The sequence below is a fragment of the Nostoc sp. genome (genome assembly GCF_041747015.1).
Classification (GTDB): Bacteria; Cyanobacteriota; Cyanobacteriia; order Cyanobacteriales; family Nostocaceae; genus Nostoc.
In genome coordinates this window covers 38084-57232 of record NZ_JBGTFY010000082.1, presented here as the reverse complement: position 1 = coordinate 57232, position 19149 = coordinate 38084, and the positions used below count along the sequence as shown (strand labels likewise).

Genomic DNA, 19149 nt, shown 5'->3' with positions numbered 1-19149 from the left:
TTTAGGAATAGCCTGTTTTGAAATTCTGCAAGGAGCAATTGAGCGAATTCTCAAAGGTGGTGGTGAACCTGTGAAAATATCGCCACCTGAATTGTGGTTATTACTAATTGTGCTGGGTGTGAATATTTTTGTGGCGTTTTATGAACGTACTGTGGGTAGGCGGGTAGGTAGCTCTATTCTCATAGCTGACGCTACACATACCATGAGTGACATTTGGGTAACAATCTCCGTAATTGGCGGCTTGATAGGAGTTTTGCTAGGTTATCAATGGATGGATTTGGTGTTAGCTTTTCCTGTCGCCTTGTTGGTATTTTGGAGTGGCTGGTCAGTTTTAAAAGAGAATTTGCCTTGGCTTGTAGATCAAATGGCGATCGCACCAGAAGCAATACACGCCATCGCTACTTCTGTTCCAGGTGTAATTAACTGCCATGCGATCGCTTCTCGCGGTGTTCTTGGTCGCCAAGTATTCATTGAAATGCATTTAATAGTAGATGCACCAGACGTAGAAACTGCTCACCACATCACCGAAGAAGTAGAAAGCCGACTAGAAGAACGCTTCCGTCCAGTGAGGATTTTAATTCACGTCGAGCCACCAGGATATAAGTCTGAACAAATTAGCTTTGAAACTGGAGCAAAGTAGTCTAAGCAATTCAAAATCACCAAAGTTCAGAACTCTGAAGAGATTGAGCTTCCCGCGTATCGCCTATTTCTGTGAATTTAATCCCCTTAGATAAGACACTAGGTCTTCCGGGCTACAATGTTCATATTGACAGTTGTGTAGTCTTCAAGCCCAGGAATTTTATTCGCAAGTCGAAACAATAGCATCAGTTTGGAAGCCCCGTATAGAGCATTTATGGTTTCGCTAACAATCACAAATCCGGCTTGATCAAAGGCTTGCAGGAAGTCGCGGCGCTTAAGTTTATTGAGTCCAAGATCATAGATCGAATGGCACTCGATTCCAGGATGGTACTTATTATAAGCTGCGACAACACGGGCATCACCAAGAATGAGATGCGCCCACGGTAGCCTGATGCGCTGTCCAATTGCGTGAAATCCATGATCGCCAAAAGGGCTGTAATAGAGTGGACTAAAACCAGTTATCACTAAGCCCCCTTCCCGTAGAACCCGTTTTATTGAGAGAAGAACTCTATCTATGCCCATAATGTGTTCAAAAGTGTCTTTAGAAATTACGATATCGACCTTGCCATCAAGGGTCGTTATATCGTCAATGTCCAAGTGATGAAACTCTATTTTGTTGGCGATATCTGGGAAGCGTTCCACTACGACACGGCGGGCAAATGCTATGCGGTTACTAATGAGGTCAAGACCAATCACCTGCTGCGCTCCTGAAATGGCTGCATCAATGGACAGTGCACCATGTCCACAGCCGATCTCAAGGACAACTTTGCCGGAGAATTCAGGCCGTCCGCCTAAGCGCCGCCAGTACTTGTCCGATTGGAGCAATTGTTCATCGAAGTATTTAATGGACGTGACTTCATCCTCTAAAGCAAACTTGTCTTCAATAAATTTATAGTCTGCAGATGGATCTGTAAAAGTTTCCTTATTCATCATTAATCGATACAAAATTCATCACAAATTCTAAAATGACAATCAAAGCTAGTTTGAATTTATACCGCACGCGGTTAATAATGCATACTGTTGGCAAATTCAAGAAACCAAGCTTTCAGACATGAGATAATCCTAATATTTCAGCTTTAAGTGGTTATAAGCTGTACATTAATCAGATGTTTTAGTTTTACAATGTTAATTGAATTAATAAAGCAAAAACTTATAATGACCGCTCCGTTTCTCGCTATAGGCGAATATTTTTCCTAAGTAGATTATTATACGATAATAATACATTACATTTAGTGAACTGAGCAACTCATAAAAGTAACGATCAGGGATGATGTATGTTATTCTGCTCGAAAAATAATACCCGAGTTAATCGGTGTTAACTTTTACAGAAGTAACCAAATTTATTATGATCGCAACTAATTCCCCTGGATCAACTGGTTTAGCTACATGAGCCTGAAAGCCAGCTTCTAGGGCGCGGATACGATACTCGTTATCACTGTATGCAGTTAAGGCGATCGCAGGGAGTTTTCCCCAAATACCAGCATTCAGTGTCCGGCTCTTACTCATCTGTCCGCCTCAGAGTGAATTCTGAGTCTAATAGCAAAAGCCGTCTAAAGACGACTGAGAAAAGATTATAGTCGGTTTTAACGGACTTTAGTTATGAACCGCAGAACTTCAGTTCTGGGCAGTTTCTCTTTAGAACGAAATAGCTCTGCACCAAATCTTTTTGAAAGTCTTGAAATCAGACAAAAAGCGCAGAGAAAAGATAAACCCTCTGCGCTTGTTTGCGTTTAGATCATTCCCACTCAATAGTTCCAGGCGGCTTAGAGGTAATGTCATAAACCACCCGATTTACCCCTTTCACTTCATTCACAATCCGGGTAGAAATTACTTCCAGCACCTCGTAAGGAACTCTCGCCCAATCCGCAGTCATGCCATCTTCACTAGTAACAATCCGCAAAACAATCGGGTAAGCGTAGGTACGTTGATCGCCCATAACGCCAACACTACGAATTGGCAGTAAGACAGCAAACGCTTGCCATACTTGGTGATACAAGCCGCGTTGGTTAATTTCTTGCCGCACAATCAAATCGGCATCGCGCAAAATGTTTAACCGCTCAGATGTGACTTCACCCAAGATGCGAATTGCCAAGCCAGGCCCAGGAAAAGGTTGCCGTTGGACGATTTCTTCTGGTAAACCAATGGAACGCCCAACTTTGCGGACTTCATCTTTAAATAGTTTCCGCAGTGGTTCCACCAATTTAAATCTTAGGTCTTTGGGCAAACCGCCAACATTATGATGACTCTTAATTTTCACCGCGACTCGCTCACCACTTTGAGGATCAACGTTGGTGTCAGCAGATTCGATCACATCTGGATAAAGAGTCCCTTGAGCCAGATAATCAAACTGACCGAGGCGTTTGGATGTTTCCTCAAAGACGCTGATAAATTCGTGTCCGATGCGGCGGCGTTTTTCTTCAGGATCTGTGATATTAGTAATCGTGGCTAAGAAGCGATCGCGGGCATTAACATACTCTACAGGAATGTGAAACTGCTCTTGAAACAGCTTGACCAATCGCTCTGGCTCATACTTTCGCATAAAGCCTTGATCGATAAAGACGCAAGTCAGTTGATCTCCAATCGCTTTAGACAGCAAGAAGGCCAAAGTAGAAGAATCCACTCCCCCAGACAGTGCCAACAGCACCCGCTTTTCGCCAACTCTGGCGCGAATTTCCCGAATTGCCTCTTCGACAAAAGCCGCTGTTGTCCAAGTGGGTTCGCAATCGCAGATGTGGTAGACAAAATTACGGATTAATGCTATGCCGCCAATGGAATGCACCACCTCTGGATGAAACTGAACGCCATAAAATTTCTTTTCGTGGTGGGCAATGGCAGCACAGGGGGTATTTTCTGTATGCGCTAGCAATTCAAACCTTGGTGGCATTTGGATAACTGAGTCTCCATGACTCATCCACATGGTAGTGCCATCTTCGACGTTAGTGAGCAAATCTGTGGGATCGTCAATATATAATGATGCTTTGCCGTATTCACCTCGCTCGGCTTTTGCCACTTCCCCACCGAGTTGGTTTACCATCAACTGCATCCCATAGCAAACACCCAAAATAGGTATTCCCAAATTCCATATTTCTGGGTCACAATAGGGAGCGTTATCACCGTAAACTGAATTCGGCCCACCAGAGAGGATAATTCCCTTAGGATTGAGTTGGCGCAGATGTGCAGAAGTTGTGCGATGGGACAAAACTTCAGAGTACACTTGAGTCTCGCGGATGCGACGGGCAATTAGCTCAGAATATTGAGAGCCGAAATCCAAAATCACAATTAATTGACGATCTAGCCGCTTCAAAGGTTCAAATGTTTGAGGCGCTTGTTCGGTTAGTAGAGTCACCGCTGTATTCATGATGCAGGGAGTTTAAATGTAAGGTAGATAGTTGCTCTGTAGTCTATAGTCATAGCCTTATCAGCTTGGTCATGCTGATAATGGTATAGAAAACCTATACAAACGCAAGCTTAATTGCGTTTGTACAATCCCTGAGTCTGAGATGGTATTAGAACGATAAATTTATCTTAGAGTGGCCACTGAAAAGATTATTTATTTGGATTGTTTACGATTATTCATCATAAATTAACATAATTTTCCCATTAACAGAGCAGCAGTTTTGCTCTTCACGATAATTTTGCGATCGCCATCAAAGAGGATAGAGCCACACATTGTTACTCTAGTGCCGCGCTCGCTATGGCTTTGGATGTATTCTTGAGAACGAACATCGATAGTTTCAGCGATCGCACTGTAAACTTGATTTACCCAATCACTATCAGTTGAAGCGTCTAGCGATCGTAAATATGTCAGTGCGGCTTCAGCTGTAGCACTATTAAATACTACTTGGATATCTGGTGATTTTAAACCAGCGATCGCACAATGTGCTGCCAAAATTTCCCGGCGGCCATCAGCCAAGTAGTGATGGGTGTGAAAAATTCCTCCTGCCAGTTTCATCAGCTTACCGTGATAGCCAAATAATAAGATTTCTTTCACACCCAGCACGTCAGCTTCTACTAACATTGGGCCGAGCCAGTTAGCAGTTTTGACCAATTGTTCAGGATTGATCCCTAGTTTACGCGCCAAATCTAGGCCATTTTCCCCAATACAGAATACTAAACTTTCAAAACGACTGGCTTTATTTTGTAACTCAGCCCGAAAGACTGCCAGCTGATCGGGTGTACTCAAAGGTTGAGAAATACCGGTTGTGCCTAAAAGGGAAAGTCCTTCAACCACACCAAAAGCAGAATTTGAAGTCCGAACAGCAAGCGATCGCCCCTCTGGTAGAATAATCGTTACCGTGATTTTTTCCCCCGGTGCTAGAATCGCTTGCAAATTCTCTTGCAACAGCCTTTGAGCAAACGCATAGATAGCCGGCTTGTCATCAGCATTCACCTGTCTGCCAATTCCTTCCCCTCCTTTGATAATTACAGCATCATCACCCTCTTCTCTCCATTCCACCAATGCCCAAATCGGTGTATCTTTAGTCAAATCAAGATTATCACCAGGGTCACTACGGGCGATCGCTAAAGCCATATTTTCAGATAGTCCTGCTACCTGTTCAATTGGGATTTCGGCGATTTGAGCGGGTTCAATCAAATCTACAGACGCAAATTTTAGGGGTTGGCGATCGCGTAACCAATGTAAAGCTGCAATAGCAGCAGCACAGGCAAATACTGGGAGTGTGTATCCAGAACGGGACATTTTGTAAATTTAAAAGTCAAAAGAATTCTTTGAAAGCGATCGCGCAGCGTCTCGTAGAGAAGACAGTGATGAATGATTTATATTGCGTACATCAATGCGAACTGAAATACTCTTAACTTGGTCGTTTTCAGAAAATACTTCAATAAGAATGTCATCTTCATCTTTCCATTGCTCAATTTCTCTATGCCAGGAAACGAGGGAAACAAAAAATTGACTAATGATCTCCCAGTACCTCAGATCGACATCTTACCTGTCCGATGCAACACGGTTGTTAGGTGTCGAGTTACTCAGGAGGTTTGTTAGCTAGCCAGCGGATCTTTGCATCTTCATCTTCCAGATGCAAGCTAGAAGTAAGCTCTTGCACGGAACTGGATTTAGAGCCAAGATAGCTTGCATAGGCTCGCCACAAGTTTTCCAGAGCAGATATACTGCTCGTCATGTCATTTCTACTAGGATCGTATTGAGGGACTTCCACCTCTGCCATGTTTTCCCACTTAATTCTTCCACGGTTCATTCCAGTTGTGCTAGATAGTATATCACCCAAAATTTCTTTTGATCTTAAAAGAGTAGTGTAGTAAATGGCTTTTTCTTTTGAATCTGTTTCTAAAATAGTATATTCATTTGATACAAATTTGCCCTCATGATAAGGAGGCACAATTCCAATTGCACCTCTTCCAACACCCATATTGGAGAATAAAATATCCCAACCTCTGACACTGTAAAGTTTGGAATATGAACAGTCATCACCCTCTTTCAAATCCCCATCTAAAATCTCCCCTCCATAATTAATTTTTAGCATCTGATATTCTTCTTCAGTTTCAACACTTACTGCCCGATTGTGAGCTTCATGCAAAACCTTCCCCAATTTTACAACAGATAAGTTTTGGCTAATCCAATAATCTTTTCGTCGTCCGTTGTCATTGAAACAGTATTTAGGATCTAATCTATCTTCAATTCCAGAGATGGGAACAACATAATCACCTGAAATACCTTGTTCAAAGTTCTTAAAATTTTCGACTATCACTTTAAGCTCCTGCTCCTTTCCAGAGTCAAGCCCTTGCTTACTAATACCCAATCTTTTCGCTATCTTTTCACCCAACCCTAGATATACAGATTTAGCCATAAAAACATCGGACTGTATTTCTTCTGGTTGCTTTAATCTCAAAATTAAAATTGAGGTTTTCACTCTCGAAGCAGATCTCTTGAAGGCATCTCCGGGCAAAGAGATGATACCTTTAATAATAAAATTATCTCTGATATAGTCACGAATGAGTTTATAGTTACTTCCAGATAAAACTGATTCATCTATAATTGCCAATACCTTGCCGTCTTCAGCGACAAGATCCTTATACCTCTCCAAGAACATGACACTACTGAGAAGAGAAGAACCTCGACTACCTGAAGTAGTAGCTAATTCATACTGATCCAAAACTGCTGCCTGATTTTGATTTTCATAAGAATACTTGACCGAAAATGGTGGATTTGAAAGTATGATATCAAATTTTTTTTCACCCAAAATATTTCTTAGTTCTCTAATTTCTCTGTCATACTCAATACTTCCTCTACCGATCTGTCCGATTGATTTATTTAAAGAATCAGCAAAGAAAATATTACTACCCCCATTTCCATGAAGGTACATATTCATACGGGCAATCCTATAAATTTGTGGATCACTTCCTGCATCGATTCCAAATATCTGCTCGTTTCTAATTTTTTCCTTAATTTTCTGTTTCTCTCTATTGGAAACTCCTACCAGGTTTTCTGCCTTGCCCAGCATATAAAGCATTGCTGCTATCAAAAAACCACCAGAGCCACTACAGGCATCTAAGACAGTATCGCACCTGTCTTTTGAAACTTTTGGATCAGCTATTTTAGCCATTAGTTGAACAATATCTCTAGGTGTGAAATATTGTCCTAACTCTTGACCGCGAACAGTTGCATCAAGGAAGGTTTCAAACATCCGACCATGTATGTCTTCTTCCATGCCATACAAGTCGATATTTTCCAGCTTTTCGACTATCTTTTCAATAGTCTTTGGGTTCAAGTTTATTTCAGCATTAGTATCAAAAAATCTCTTTTTAGTTCCTTCGGTTATCTCTCTTTCAAGTCCACGTACTAAATTTTTAAATAAAATGTCATTTACCGGATTTTCAACCTCTGTCTGTGTGGAAATCCAGTATTTAGAGAAAACAATATCTTTTATTTTTGGATATCTATCTTTTAACCTTGCACGTAATTCTTTATCATTCTGAAGTTTTACAAAAATTATCTTAATTAATTCCATGAAGGCAGCACTTGGTGTTTTCTTTTCTTCTTGCCAAATACTTTGATGAATATTTTCAAAAAGCTTTGATAGTTTATCCAGTGAAGTAGGCGCAAATTCAAAAGGGGTTTGACCAATTTCCTGTTGCTCTTCATCTGTAATTTTTGTAATATGCTCCTTGCCAATAAAGGAATTTAATTCTATATATTTTTCGCCAGATTCTTGAAAATCTTTAAATTCAAGAGTGATGATCTCACCACTCTGATCCCATCTGAATAGTTTAGTTAATATTCCATTGGTTAAAACAAAATATTTTACAGGATTAAATCCATCAAAAAGCTTATTAATTTCTAAACAGTAGGATGAACATTGAGATACCCAGTTATCTATGTTCTCATCTGGGCTTTTTGCATCAATAACAATTACTGGTAAACTATCTACTGACACAATGTAGTCTGGTTTGTAAAGAATTTTTCTTCTACCTTGCCCAACCCTAATTGAATCAATAGAAGTTTTAAGTTTTATATCTGAAGCAACATAGCCTAAAAGCTCCAGCAATGGGTTCAAAAACCAAGTTTCTACGCTTGCTTCATTGGATAAGCTGGATAGATCGCACAGAATATTCCTCATTTGGCTGCTATTGGATATTAGACGACAGTACCGAACCAATATACATTATCGTGCAGCAAAAGCAAGACACGCTTTGATATCTTCGGAAGTTAATTCAGAAAAATCCTCTAGGATTTCTGCTTCAGTCATTCCGCCCGCAAGATACTCCAAAATATCATAAACAGTGATTCGCATTCCCCGGATACAGGGTTTACCACTGCGTTTTCCAGGTTCAATCGTAATAATGTCATGGTAATTCATAAAAAAGTAGATAACCTTTCTTTGGCTCTCACAAATCACTCTTGGTCAGTCGGCTCCAACACTGTGTTAACCCGCTGACTACTGCTTCTTGCTGCTTCTAACTTTTGGCGAATCGCGGCTTGAACCTTCTCATCAAAATCGGGATCGTCTTTCATTTCCGCATTTATGACTCGTATCCCAAGGTTAGCAAAACTACTTCTTCCAATTGGGAAATTATTTCAGAACTCAGTTGTCCCAGTTTGCGAATCAAACGAGTTTTATCTAGAACACGCATCTGAAAACACAGGGCAACAGAGTCTTGGCTAAGTCCGCCATTGCCCCTGCTCAATAGTTAAGCATATAGGCAACGCAGCACGGCGTTGGTTGGTGGTGAGGGGAATGGCAATGATAGTAGTTGAGAACTGGGAAACTATGTTGTTTTGGAAGACGATGACAGGGCGAACGCCTGTTTGTTCAGAGCCTTGAGTTGGATTGAGGTCAGCTAGCCAGACTTCACCCCTTTGAAGAGGGTTAGTCATGGTTGATCTTCCTGGTGGAGCATTGCTACGTAGTCGCTCATGCCTGTTTCGGCAAGAGCGCGGTCTTTATCGGCAAACTCTGTAAACAGGTCAGCCAGTTGAGTTTGATCGAGGACAACCCGGCGACGATGCTGACCGCGAAACTTCAAAAAGGCAATAAAGTCAGCAACTTGTTGAAGTTGGTAGCGGTCAAGTTGATCCAAATCTTGCTTAAGAGTTTCAGTGCTAATTAGCATTGGAAGAAAATAACGATCAGTAGCCTTCTCTATTGTAAGGACTTTTGATCAAGTCCCGTCGTTTCACGATACCTCAAGTTCAGCCACTCTTCGGACATTGGGGATTGTCCTGCTCGTTAATTCTTTGTAAATATCAGTTAAGTTCTCCTTCAATTCGTTTTGGGTTTCTGCCTGAGTCCAATAGTCTGGATATTCCTGGAGATAGCCAAGCCACATTTCTTCATCTTGCCAGTAAATATATTTCTTGGTTGTCATAAAGTGAACAACTTATGACCTTTTCCAAGTATGCCAATCATCTTATCAAACTGGGCGATCGCTCTATGATTAAAAGCCGTTTAATTATTTAGATTAGAGATTTCATCAAATATTGTGTCAATGTAAACGCATCTACACCTAACTCGGTACGCTCTTGGGCGGCTATTATACCCGCTTGCGAATGCCACCAAGCAGCAGTTGCCACAATATTTTCTCCAGGAATCTGTTTAGTTGCTGCTTGCGCCAATAATCCACCCAGTAGCCCAGTTAATACGTCGCCGCTACCGCCGCGCGCCAAGGCGGGTGTGCTTTCAGAAACAATCCAAACGACACCTTGAGGGTTTGCGATCGCAGTTCTTGCCCCTTTTAACAGCACTACCGCCCCACTTTGTGCCGCTGCTTCTTGTACTGCTTTCACCCTGTGATGTTTGGCATCGGTGACATCGGGAAAAAGTCGCTGGAATTCGCCAGTGTGGGGTGTAAGTACGGTTACTGCTTGGCGTTTTTTTAATGTGGCGATCGCTCCCATTTGTGCCAAAATATTTAAACCATCGGCATCGAGAATTAAAGGGCGATCGCTTTCTATGACCTGTTGGACAACGGGAGTGGCATCTTGTGTTAAACCGGGGCCACAGGCGATCGCATCAAAGGAACTCAGATCAGTTTTTTCTGGTAGTTGTAGGTGGGCGATCGCTCCGGTTTCTGTCTCTGGACAACTGACAATCAGCGCTTCTGGTAAGTGTGACACCAAAAGAGATTTCAGGGATTCGGGTACGGCAATTGAAAGCATCCCCACACCACTAGCACGCGCACCCAAACCAGTTAAAATTGCCCCGCCAGCATAGCGCCGCGAACCACAAATTAGCAGTAAATGTCCTTCTTTATATTTGTGGGTAACAGGTGGACGGGGTAGGGGTAGAGTCGCAAGTGCCGTTGCTGGTGTAATACGTTTAATTCTGGGTGTATTTTTTATAACAGCTTCTACATCAGCTAAAGGAATATCAAAATCGATTAACTCAGCTTTGCCGAGATATTCCAACGCCTGATCTTGGAAGAAAGCTAGTTTCCATAAACCCAGACAAAAAGTGTGAGTGGCGCGAATGGCAGTTCCTAGTACTTCGCCAGTGTCAGTGTGTAAACCTGAAGGTAAATCAATACTATAAATTGGCACAGACAATTCATTTAGCTGATTAATTGCAGAAGCTATGGGATCAATAAGGTTTCTTTCTAAACCAAATCCAAATAACCCATCAATCAACAAATTGGAATCTGGCAGTTGCTCAATTGTTTGATAAATTGGGATGCCTAAACTCTGAGCATACTGTAGGTGCTGCGAAGTTAATTCTTTGAGCTGAGAAAAAGGAGAATATATCCAAACTTCATCCCCGCGAAAATGTAATTCACGGGCTACTGCTAAAGCATCTGCGCCATTATGACCGGGGCCTGCGAGAATCCCTACACGAGATCCCCCCGCCTGTGGCGACCCCCTTAAAAAGTGGCTGTTTGAAGCAATATTGCCCCCCTTTTTAAGGGGGGTTGGGGGGATCTCTTGAATGCGACGCGCAATTAATCCCGCTACCTTTTCCATCAAAGCAACTACAGGCATTCCCGCTGCAAAGATCCGCTCTTCAATATCACGCATTTGACCAGCGGTCACTACCACTTGCGAAATTTGTTCTTGCCTGTTTTGCATCAGTTCTGGCTCCTGCCTACTTCAATTACTTTCCGTAGTAGACTCTGGCATTAGCGTATCCTATATTTCGCAGATACTTATTCCATTCCTCGGCTTGGAATCGCTCAGAAAAAGGCCCTACTGCTACGTGTGGCCCTCGTGGTTGAGTCCTTTCAATGACTCCACCAGATCGTCCTAAGTCTTGGCTATATCGGGCTAAATTCTGCCTAACTTGGGCTGCGATCGCAGGTAACTGTTGTGGAGTGGTGGGAATGGCGACATAATATCTAGAGGCTTGCCTGGTAGGATTACTTCTATTGCCTACAAAACCTCTATTGCCTGGATTTATTTCCTGTCCGTTAGCAAAACTGATAATTCGGGCGTTATAGATACCTCGTGACTGGAGCTCACTAACCCGTTGTTGGGCGTTAGATACTCTGTTAAAAACTCCTGACTGAATTACATTCCGTCCTTGGTACTGCCGAATGTAAGCAGTGGGTTCAATTTGACGGATTTGTTGTAGCGTCTGGAAATTACTACCATCTACGTAAACTAAGTAGCGCTCAAAGTTCTGGTTATATTGACTAAATTGTGGCGATTGAGAGGGTTGAAAGTTCGGCTCAAATTGATTGTCCTGTAATGGTTGAGAGGGTTGAAAGTTCGGCTCAAATTGATTGTCCTGTAATGGTTGGGAGGGCTGAAAGTTCTGCTCAAATTGATTGTCCTGCAATGGTTGGACTGGTTGTAGCTGTGGTGGCTGTTGACCAAAGGGAACTGGTGGTAAAATTTCACCTGCTTCTTGAGCCAGTAGCAGGTTGCTGTTGTGAATTTGTGCTTGTACTGGGGTAGAGTAGGGGATCAGCGCTAACCATCCTCCCACTATTAAGGGCAACATCTGAAATGAGTTAAATTGACTTGGTATTGCACTCGACATAGTAGTTAAAAAGTAATCAAAATATTTTTAGACAATTTCCGTCAGAAACTAATTAGTTTACCGTTGTAGCAACTATATAGTGTTAACGTAAAATTAGCTTATGTGCGTGGCAAAAAATTCATCTGTAACTAATCTTAGACGAAGGTGATCGGGGAATAAACAGCGATGTCTACGACGGTGCGCCTACGCAAGATTCAATTCTTCATTAACTGAAGCGCTTTGACAGCAAGGCAATGAAAGAGTGTGTGCTACAATTGGACAACCACGCAGCTATGGTGTCGTGCTTTGGATGAAAAAAGTCGTCGTTGGTCTTTCTGGTGGTGTTGACAGTTCTACTGCCGCAGCTATCCTGCACCATCAGGGCTATGAAGTGATTGGTTTGACTCTTTGGCTAATGAAAGGCAAAGGTCAATGTTGCTCTGAAGGTATGATCGACGCGGCTGATATCTGTGAACAACTGGGCGTTCCCCATCAAGTTGTGGATATTCGGGATCTTTTTCAGACGCATATTGTCGATTACCTGGTAACTGGTTACAGTGCTGGAATCACGCCTTTACCTTGCTCCCAGTGCAATAAAACGGTGAAGTTTGGGCCAATGGTGCAATATGCTCGTGAAGAATTGGGATGCGATCGCATCGCCACTGGTCATTATGCCCGAATTAGCTATAACGAAGCAACCGGACGTTACCAATTATTAAGGGCTATTGACCGCAACAAAGACCAATCATACTTCCTCTATGATTTGTCTCAAGATTTACTGGCAGCAACTATATTTCCTTTGGGCGAACTGGAAAAAACTGACACCCGCCGCATCGCTACGGAATACGGACTAAAAACTGCCGATAAGCCAGAAAGTCAAGACTTGTGCTTAGTGGAAAGTAACGGTTCTATGCGCGCATTTTTAGATAAATATTTAGCTCCCAAAACAGGAGATATTGTAGATGTCACAGGCAAAATCTTGGGACAGCACGATGGCATCCATCACTACACCATTGGACAGCGCAAAGGCTTGGGGATTGCTGCTGCCGAACCGCTGTATGTGATTGAATTAGATGCTGTGAATAATAAGGTGATTGTAGGCGATCGCACAAAGGTAACGCAACCAGAATGCACTCTAGGCCGAGTAAACTGGGTTTCTATTGCCGAACCATCCACCCCAATTCATGCCGAAGTGCAAATTCGCTATCGTTCAACTCCTACACCAGTGACGGTGATTCCGTTGGAAAACTCCCGTGTGCGTTTGGTGTTTGATGAACCCCAAATCAGCATCACCCCCGGACAAGCTGCGGTGTGGTACGACGGTGAAAAAGTGCTAGGTGGCGGAATAATTGAACAGTTTAGTTAATCATAACTCTTACCCTGTTTTTGCATAAATTACCTAGCAACCAATGTTCCGTGCGAATTGAGGTATATTTGCTCGCAGGAGATAAAACTGAATTCGGACTCCTGAGTTGTGAATTCTTCTTATAAAATATCCAAAATGCGAGAACTTTACCCAGCAATCAAACCTTATCTGGAAGGTAGTTTACAGGTTTCCGACATTCATACCATTCATTTTGAAGAGTCAGGGAACCCCCAAGGTCTACCCATTGTTTTGCTGCATGGGGGACCTGGTGGTGGATGTCCAGCTTTTTATCGGCAATATTTCCATCCAGAAAAATGGCGGTTAGTGATGTTTGACCAGCGTGGTTGTGGTCAAAGTACACCCCATGCCGAATTGCGAGAAAACACCACTTGGGATTTAGTCAGTGATATCGAAAAACTGCGCCAACATTTAGGTATAGAAAAGTGGGCGGTCTTCGGTGGTAGTTGGGGTAGCACTTTATCGTTAGCCTACAGTCAAACCCATCCCTCTCGATGCACGGCGCTAATTCTGCGTGGGATTTTCATGCTGAGACAAAAAGAATTGCGCTGGTTTTATCAAGAGGGGGCTAGCTATATTTTTCCTGATGCTTGGGAAGAATATTTAAAACCGATTCCCATAGATGAACGTGATGATCTAATTGCAGCATATTACAAACGCTTAACTAGTCCAAATTTAGAAATTCAATTGACAGCAGCCCGTGCTTGGTCAATTTGGGAAGGTAGCACCAGTAGACTTTTCTTAGACGCAGAACTCATGCAAAAGTTTGGCGAGAGTGAATTTGCTTCAGCTTTCGCACGTATTGAATGTCATTACTTTATGAATAAAGGATTTTTGGAAACAGAAGATCAATTACTTTTAAATGTACACCGCATCCGCCATATTCCGGCTGTAATTGTTCAGGGACGCTATGATGTAGTCTGCCCAATGATATCAGCTTGGGAATTACATCGCGCTTGGCCAGAAGCCGAATTTATAGTGGTTCCTGATGCTGGACATTCAATGAGTGAACCAGGAATTCGTAGTGCTTTGATTGAGGCAACAGATAATATTTAATTCGGTTGAATATTTAGCCTGTGGAACGGGGGAGTTCGCCAAAGGAGCGGATGTAAGACCAAACCCACGACAAGGCAATCCTTACTATTTTATAAATAGAGCCATACTCACGATCAAATGAATGTAAACACGGGTCATGCTTCGCATCTAATGTTTACTTATTTTAATTAGCGATCGCAGTTGTTTTAAGTATAGCCATTTCTAACAGAAGTCTCACTTTGCTCCCAGGGCTTTACACTAATGGGTATTTCTATATCTGACTAACATATAAATGCACAAAATGTCATTAACTATTTCAGATTTTGGTAAATATATAGCGAAGATATTGGATTTAAATCTATTTCTTGATGCTCATCCTCATTAGTATTTTTAAATAATACTGTAAACGCACCAGCACCTAACCTATCTTGAGGAAACATTCGATAACAAGGCATCGTAGTTAAATGCGACTGATATTTAGCTAAATTACCAATTTCCATCGGCTGAAACTGGGGAAAACGTTCTAAAAACCATTCACAAACTTGCTCATTTTCTTCTGGTGAATATGTGCAAGTCATATAAGCAATATAGCCTTGTGATGACACAAGTTTAGCAGAGTTAGCTATAATGCGCTTTTGCCGATTTGCACTCTTATTAATAGCAGTTGGGTGAAAACAGCCGGGTGCTTTTTCGCCTTTAGCAAGTAAAGATTGTCCAGTACAAGGAGCATCTACTATCACTAGATTGCTAGAAGATGGTGACATTTGGGCAAATATACTCGAATCTCTATTAACCACTGCACTAGGGTTAATCTGGCAACGTTTCAGATTAGAAATTAGCATTCCTAGACGTTTGCCAATTACTTCATTACTGATGAGTAAGTCAGGTTGTAAAGCTTTCCAAGCGAAAATACTTTTACCTCCGGGTGCGGCACACATATCAAAAGCTAAACGCACTGACTGAGGAATAGCTAACAAAATGGTAGCCGCAAACACCGAAGAGAAATCTAAACAATAAAAATATCCTTTTTCATGCAATGGATGCTGACCGGGTTTTTCTCCCAGGGATAAACGGTCTATAAATTGTGGTTGCCAATGAGTTGGTGTTTCCACTGCAAAAGGCGAAATCTCTGGCTTTTCTTGACACCAAAGAATACTGGGTGAGAAAGGCTCAGGTTTCAATAAAGCCTGGATAAATTTTTCTTGGTCATCTAGATTAGTAAATAAACGCCGCGAGACTTTAAGTAATAAATTAGAAGGTTTTTCCATCTGAATATATAAATAATGTAAATTTTAAATCATCTGTAACCTAACTTTCTTCATTACGTTAGCGAGTCATCGAGCGTCATTACGAATTAATCGGTTGTATTCGAATACAAATCAAATTGTTACACAAGAACAGTGTAATTAAGGCTTTTGGCTTCATACTCAAAATATAATGACCGCCATTGCGATCGCAATAGCCAAGCTACCCCATTGCACCGGAGAAAGTCATGTTCTTAGATGATTTTCAGCAAAAATTACGCAAAGAAGCACAATTATGGATAGATGAAGGATTCATTAGTTCTTCGCAGTATCAGCAAATAGCAGAACGTTACCAATTTAAAAACCTGGAAGCTGCTGCACGCGATCGCAATAAAGCGATCGCAATAGGTGTAGGGGGTATACTTTTATGCTTAGGCATAATTACTTTTATCGCCGGAAACTGGCAAGGAGGCTCACGAGAAATCAAGTTTATTCTACTAATAAGTTTGTTTTTGGCGATCGCTATCACTGGTTTTTACACCTGGAGACAACCTGAAGGGAAAAAGTTACAACAAAGCAAACGCTCACTGGGAGAGGGATTGCTAATTTTAAGCGCTTTTATTTTAGGTGCAAATTTACTGCTCATGGCTCAGATGTTCAACATTGCCGGTTCAATTTCCCAACTTTTTCTCGCCTGGGGGTTGGGTGTTGTGGTGATGGCGTACAGTCTGTCATTCAATTCTTTAGGAATTCTGTCAATTGTCCTTGTTGAAATCGGCTACTGGACGGGACTAGAAGACTTATGGTACTCTTCAGGTGAGTTAACTTGGTCACGACTGGTAGTGCAGCATATGCCTTTGTTGGCATGGCTGCTGTTTGTACCCTTAGCCTACATCTGTCGATCGCGTTGGATTTTTGTTCTAGCAGCGTTTCTCTTTGCTAGTTCCCTACAAGCCAATCTCAATCCCCTGCCACTGCCGAATTATGCTGATATAGCTCCTTGGGTGGCATCTTTTGCTTTTGCGCTCCCACCTGCTTTATTCTGGAGTTATGATGACCTGCTCTTCCCAACCATAAATTACAGATTGTTTCAATCTCTTGCCCGTAATTTAGCATTGGTGAGCTTTGGCATCGTTTTTTATGTCCTGTCTTTTCGTTGGGTCTGGGAATCTCCAGATTATGATTATAATCAGCCAACGACTTTGATAAACTTGTTTGAGTCTCTGCCAATCATCGATTTAGGAATTCTCAGCGGCTTGGCGGTATTGCAATGGTTGTTTCTACTGCGTCAAAGAAATAATCCTCCGCGCCGCGAAGTGATTTTCACGACTGCTGTCATTAGTACCTTTCTTGTCTTCATTACCTTAGTACCTTTTTGGCATCAAACTATCAGCCGGATTGATGAACTTGGTATTTTTATTTTCAATGTACTTCTAGCAACATTAGCCTGGGGACTAATTCAAGAAGGATTGAAATTAAGCAACAGAAGTTCCTTTTGGGGCGGTATGCTGTTAATAACACTGCAAATTGTCAGCCGGGTGCAAGAGTATGACACAGACTTACTTTTTAAGTCATTGGTCTTTGTCTTGTGCGGTTCTGCTTTAATTAGCGCTGGACTTTGGTTTGAACGCCGTGTACCTGGTGCTTTTGGCTCTGCAAGTAAGAAGTAGTGCAAAATCAGGAGCGGAGCCGGAGACGCTCCGCCTCCGGTCAGAATTCAGGAATCAGAATTCAGGAGTCAGAATTCAGATTTGAATTAAAGAAAAAATCTAAAATTCAGAATTCAGAATTTTGATAACTACTTCTAAAATTTACTCATCATCAAAGTCTCTGTGCGTCAAAGTTTTTAAAGTTTCTCTGCGTCAGTCCTAATCTCGTTACTTTTAACCTCCTCAAACCTCTGCTTTTTAGGACTACGTGTCATGACTAATAACTCTTCTGAATCTAAAAATAAACCCTTGTCTCCCGAAGCCGAATTCTCTAATAAGGTGACTTTTCGGGATTACTTGATTGCCACTGAACAAAAATCGAATAAGCCCTTACCTTTATGGCGGTTACTGGTACCCTTGGCAATGCAAACTGGGCTAATTATGGCAGTACCAGCCCAAGCGCTTTACACAGACATGACGGGCAAAACGGTGATTTTGCAAACCGTACCTGTAAACCCTAACGATGTGCTGGAAGGTAATACTCTAGCGTTAGATTACAATATATCCCGTACCGCAAATTTGAGCAGACTAGCTGGTTGGCAAACCATAGTTAGCAAAGGTCGTGGAAGTGGCAGACGATTACCTGAAGGAACCAACGTGTACGTAATCTTACAAGAGCAACTATCATCAGGCCGCGGTGTTCCTAGAGCTTGGAGACCTTTGCGAGTCAGTAGCGATCGCCCCACAACTCTTAGAGCCAATCAGGTAGCTTTAAAAGGTGTTTATCAGGATGGTTCCATCAACTACGGTTTAGAAACATATTATATCCCAGAAAATCAACGGCAGCAGATTAAGAACGACTTGCAAGCCCAACGCGCCAGGAGAGGACAATTACCACCCATAGTAGTCAAGGTAAAAGTTGATCCACAGGGTAAGGCAGTGCCAGTTAGTATGTGGATACGCGATCGCAACTATCGCTTTTAAGCTGTTAGGCAAATAAACATTGCATATTTACTCGCAAGGTTTGTCCTTTGTCATTAGTCTTGTGTAAATACAAATGACAAAGGACAAATCACAGCCTTAACGACAGAAAAAATGTCCAATTTAGACACACGTAAGCTTAATCTTCGTGCCGTAACTGCCATACTGCACTGCAAGCAGCCACAGCCCCAGCTAACAATCCGGTACTCATACCTTGGATAGTTTTTTGGATTGGGTCTTGGGTTAGACACTCACTTGTAACTTTGCTATCTTGCAAGCAGAGACTACTTTCTGCCCAACTGGCAGTACCTCCTAAAATTACACCAGTTATACTACAGGAAACAACTAGCATCAGAAGACGTTGATTTTTTTTTATAACCATAGATAGATGCGTCAAAGATTAAAATAGTAGTTGACTCTCAACTACTTTACACATTTAGACAGCTAATGTCATCTCTGAAGCTTTTGATACTATAACTGTTTTCAATTGTGTACAATGCACTCATCCGCAGGGGCATAGCAATCTGATGCTGGATGCTCCTCACTTCAGCGCTGCTTGCTACTCTACAATGGTTGATAAAGTTCTGGAACATCATCTCCATTGGAGGTAGTAATTTTTTTATATGGGTAACTAACTATTCCCAAATACAGAAATGGTGGGAAATAATAAGTGCTTATCTCATAATTAGTGTTCGCTCTCAAGTTTTGAATAATCATCTAGAACAAGACGTAAACCAACAGAAAGACCTGGTTGTTGCAAGATTTTAATAGTATGATTGGTATGACTTGGG

At 41.9% G+C, this 19149-nt stretch carries 19 protein-coding genes; 5 read left to right on the top strand and 14 right to left on the bottom strand.

All coding sequences use genetic code 11. The features are described 5' to 3' along the window. Positions 1-640, top strand: a 640-nt coding sequence (locus ACEW80_RS06560; protein WP_373525820.1) for a cation diffusion facilitator family transporter, incomplete at its 5' end; no start/stop codon positions are given. Between the two features lie 98 nt (positions 641-738). Here the strand turns inward: ACEW80_RS06560 and ACEW80_RS06555 are convergent. The 12 genes from ACEW80_RS06555 to ACEW80_RS06500 all read right to left on the bottom strand — a co-directional run bounded on the left by ACEW80_RS06555 (position 739) and on the right by ACEW80_RS06500 (position 12047). Next, positions 739-1572 (bottom strand): class I SAM-dependent methyltransferase, encoded by an 834-nt coding sequence (locus ACEW80_RS06555; protein ID WP_373525819.1) that lies wholly within the window; start codon positions 1570-1572, stop codon positions 739-741. A 372-nt stretch (positions 1573-1944) separates the two neighbouring features. Then, the gene (locus ACEW80_RS06550) at positions 1945-2145 is read right to left on the bottom strand and encodes a response regulator (RefSeq protein ID WP_373525818.1); all 201 of its coding nucleotides are present in this window, start codon (positions 2143-2145) and stop codon (positions 1945-1947) included. Positions 2146-2374: 229 nt separating this feature from the next. Further along, complete coding sequence (gene guaA, locus ACEW80_RS06545; RefSeq protein ID WP_373525817.1) at positions 2375-3997, bottom strand: glutamine-hydrolyzing GMP synthase; 1623 nt, start codon at positions 3995-3997, stop codon at positions 2375-2377. A gap of 225 nt (positions 3998-4222) precedes the next feature. After that, a complete protein-coding gene (gene cbiD, locus ACEW80_RS06540) occupies positions 4223-5338 on the bottom strand; it encodes a cobalt-precorrin-5B (C(1))-methyltransferase CbiD (RefSeq protein ID WP_373525816.1) in 1116 nt (371 codons plus the stop codon). A gap of 283 nt (positions 5339-5621) precedes the next feature. Continuing rightward, positions 5622-8168, bottom strand: coding sequence for a restriction endonuclease subunit M (locus tag ACEW80_RS06535; protein ID WP_373525815.1), 2547 nt, complete (start codon positions 8166-8168; stop codon positions 5622-5624). A gap of 108 nt (positions 8169-8276) precedes the next feature. Continuing rightward, a complete protein-coding gene (locus ACEW80_RS06530; RefSeq protein WP_373525814.1) occupies positions 8277-8471 on the bottom strand; it encodes a DUF433 domain-containing protein in 195 nt (64 codons plus the stop codon). Positions 8472-8634: 163 nt separating this feature from the next. Continuing rightward, complete coding sequence (locus ACEW80_RS06525; protein ID WP_373525813.1) at positions 8635-8745, bottom strand: hypothetical protein; 111 nt, start codon at positions 8743-8745, stop codon at positions 8635-8637. Between the two features lie 28 nt (positions 8746-8773). Then, positions 8774-8989, bottom strand: a complete 216-nt coding sequence (locus ACEW80_RS06520) for a type II toxin-antitoxin system PemK/MazF family toxin (protein WP_373525812.1) — start codon at positions 8987-8989, stop codon at positions 8774-8776. After that, positions 8986-9225 (bottom strand): hypothetical protein, encoded by a 240-nt coding sequence (locus ACEW80_RS06515; RefSeq protein WP_373525811.1) that lies wholly within the window; start codon positions 9223-9225, stop codon positions 8986-8988. The genes ACEW80_RS06520 and ACEW80_RS06515 overlap by 4 nt, the downstream gene beginning before the upstream one ends. A 63-nt stretch (positions 9226-9288) precedes the next feature. Further along, positions 9289-9480, bottom strand: coding sequence for a hypothetical protein (locus ACEW80_RS06510; RefSeq protein ID WP_373525810.1), 192 nt, complete (start codon positions 9478-9480; stop codon positions 9289-9291). An 88-nt stretch (positions 9481-9568) separates the two neighbouring features. Beyond that, positions 9569-11173, bottom strand: a complete 1605-nt coding sequence (locus ACEW80_RS06505; protein WP_373525809.1) for an NAD(P)H-hydrate dehydratase — start codon at positions 11171-11173, stop codon at positions 9569-9571. A gap of 25 nt (positions 11174-11198) precedes the next feature. Further along, positions 11199-12047, bottom strand: a complete 849-nt coding sequence (locus ACEW80_RS06500) for a hypothetical protein (RefSeq protein ID WP_373525808.1) — start codon at positions 12045-12047, stop codon at positions 11199-11201. Between the two features lie 328 nt (positions 12048-12375). On the opposite strand from ACEW80_RS06500, the gene mnmA reads away from it, so the two are divergent. Beyond that, the gene (gene mnmA, locus ACEW80_RS06495) at positions 12376-13431 is read left to right on the top strand and encodes a tRNA 2-thiouridine(34) synthase MnmA (protein WP_373525826.1); all 1056 of its coding nucleotides are present in this window, start codon (positions 12376-12378) and stop codon (positions 13429-13431) included. Positions 13432-13566: 135 nt separating this feature from the next. After that, positions 13567-14505 carry a prolyl aminopeptidase gene (gene pip / locus ACEW80_RS06490; protein WP_373525807.1) on the top strand — a complete coding sequence of 313 codons (939 nt, stop codon included), beginning with the start codon at positions 13567-13569 and terminating at the stop codon, positions 14503-14505. A 290-nt stretch (positions 14506-14795) separates the two neighbouring features. Here the strand turns inward: pip and ACEW80_RS06485 are convergent, their stop codons facing one another. After that, complete coding sequence (locus ACEW80_RS06485; RefSeq protein WP_373525806.1) at positions 14796-15752, bottom strand: RsmB/NOP family class I SAM-dependent RNA methyltransferase; 957 nt, start codon at positions 15750-15752, stop codon at positions 14796-14798. Between the two features lie 224 nt (positions 15753-15976). Here ACEW80_RS06485 and ACEW80_RS06480 point away from each other — a divergent pair, with 224 nt between their 5' ends. Together ACEW80_RS06480 and ACEW80_RS06475 are read left to right on the top strand one after the other, a co-directional pair. Beyond that, entirely contained in the window at positions 15977-17398 is a 1422-nt protein-coding gene (locus ACEW80_RS06480) for a DUF2157 domain-containing protein (protein ID WP_373525805.1), read from the top strand. A gap of 252 nt (positions 17399-17650) precedes the next feature. Then, the gene (locus ACEW80_RS06475; protein WP_373525804.1) at positions 17651-18361 is read left to right on the top strand and encodes a GDYXXLXY domain-containing protein; all 711 of its coding nucleotides are present in this window, start codon (positions 17651-17653) and stop codon (positions 18359-18361) included. 136 nt (positions 18362-18497) lie between these two features. Here ACEW80_RS06475 and ACEW80_RS06470 read toward each other — a convergent pair whose 3' ends face one another. Further along, positions 18498-18740, bottom strand: a complete 243-nt coding sequence (locus ACEW80_RS06470) for a hypothetical protein (protein WP_373525803.1) — start codon at positions 18738-18740, stop codon at positions 18498-18500. Positions 18741-19149 lie beyond the last annotated feature (409 nt).

What these genes read in the sequence shown, in the direction of transcription:
- ACEW80_RS06555 (WP_373525819.1), bottom strand. Translation starts at nt 1,572, where the DNA reads ATGATGAATAAGGAAACTTTTACAGATCCATCTGCAGACTATAAATTT.
- ACEW80_RS06525 (WP_373525813.1), bottom strand. Translation starts at nt 8,745, where the DNA reads ATGCGTGTTCTAGATAAAACTCGTTTGATTCGCAAACTGGGACAACTG.
- pip (WP_373525807.1), top strand. Translation starts at nt 13,567, where the DNA reads ATGCGAGAACTTTACCCAGCAATCAAACCTTATCTGGAAGGTAGTTTA.
- ACEW80_RS06500 (WP_373525808.1), bottom strand. Translation starts at nt 12,047, where the DNA reads ATGTTGCCCTTAATAGTGGGAGGATGGTTAGCGCTGATCCCCTACTCT.
- mnmA (WP_373525826.1), top strand. Translation starts at nt 12,376, where the DNA reads ATGAAAAAAGTCGTCGTTGGTCTTTCTGGTGGTGTTGACAGTTCTACT.
- ACEW80_RS06515 (WP_373525811.1), bottom strand. Translation starts at nt 9,225, where the DNA reads ATGCTAATTAGCACTGAAACTCTTAAGCAAGATTTGGATCAACTTGAC.
- ACEW80_RS06530 (WP_373525814.1), bottom strand. Translation starts at nt 8,471, where the DNA reads ATGAATTACCATGACATTATTACGATTGAACCTGGAAAACGCAGTGGT.
- ACEW80_RS06485 (WP_373525806.1), bottom strand. Translation starts at nt 15,752, where the DNA reads ATGGAAAAACCTTCTAATTTATTACTTAAAGTCTCGCGGCGTTTATTT.
- guaA (WP_373525817.1), bottom strand. Translation starts at nt 3,997, where the DNA reads ATGAATACAGCGGTGACTCTACTAACCGAACAAGCGCCTCAAACATTT.
- cbiD (WP_373525816.1), bottom strand. Translation starts at nt 5,338, where the DNA reads ATGTCCCGTTCTGGATACACACTCCCAGTATTTGCCTGTGCTGCTGCT.
- ACEW80_RS06505 (WP_373525809.1), bottom strand. Translation starts at nt 11,173, where the DNA reads ATGCAAAACAGGCAAGAACAAATTTCGCAAGTGGTAGTGACCGCTGGT.
- ACEW80_RS06520 (WP_373525812.1), bottom strand. Translation starts at nt 8,989, where the DNA reads ATGACTAACCCTCTTCAAAGGGGTGAAGTCTGGCTAGCTGACCTCAAT.
- ACEW80_RS06475 (WP_373525804.1), top strand. Translation starts at nt 17,651, where the DNA reads ATGACTAATAACTCTTCTGAATCTAAAAATAAACCCTTGTCTCCCGAA.
- ACEW80_RS06480 (WP_373525805.1), top strand. Translation starts at nt 15,977, where the DNA reads ATGTTCTTAGATGATTTTCAGCAAAAATTACGCAAAGAAGCACAATTA.
- ACEW80_RS06470 (WP_373525803.1), bottom strand. Translation starts at nt 18,740, where the DNA reads ATGGTTATAAAAAAAAATCAACGTCTTCTGATGCTAGTTGTTTCCTGT.
- ACEW80_RS06550 (WP_373525818.1), bottom strand. Translation starts at nt 2,145, where the DNA reads ATGAGTAAGAGCCGGACACTGAATGCTGGTATTTGGGGAAAACTCCCT.
- ACEW80_RS06510 (WP_373525810.1), bottom strand. Translation starts at nt 9,480, where the DNA reads ATGACAACCAAGAAATATATTTACTGGCAAGATGAAGAAATGTGGCTT.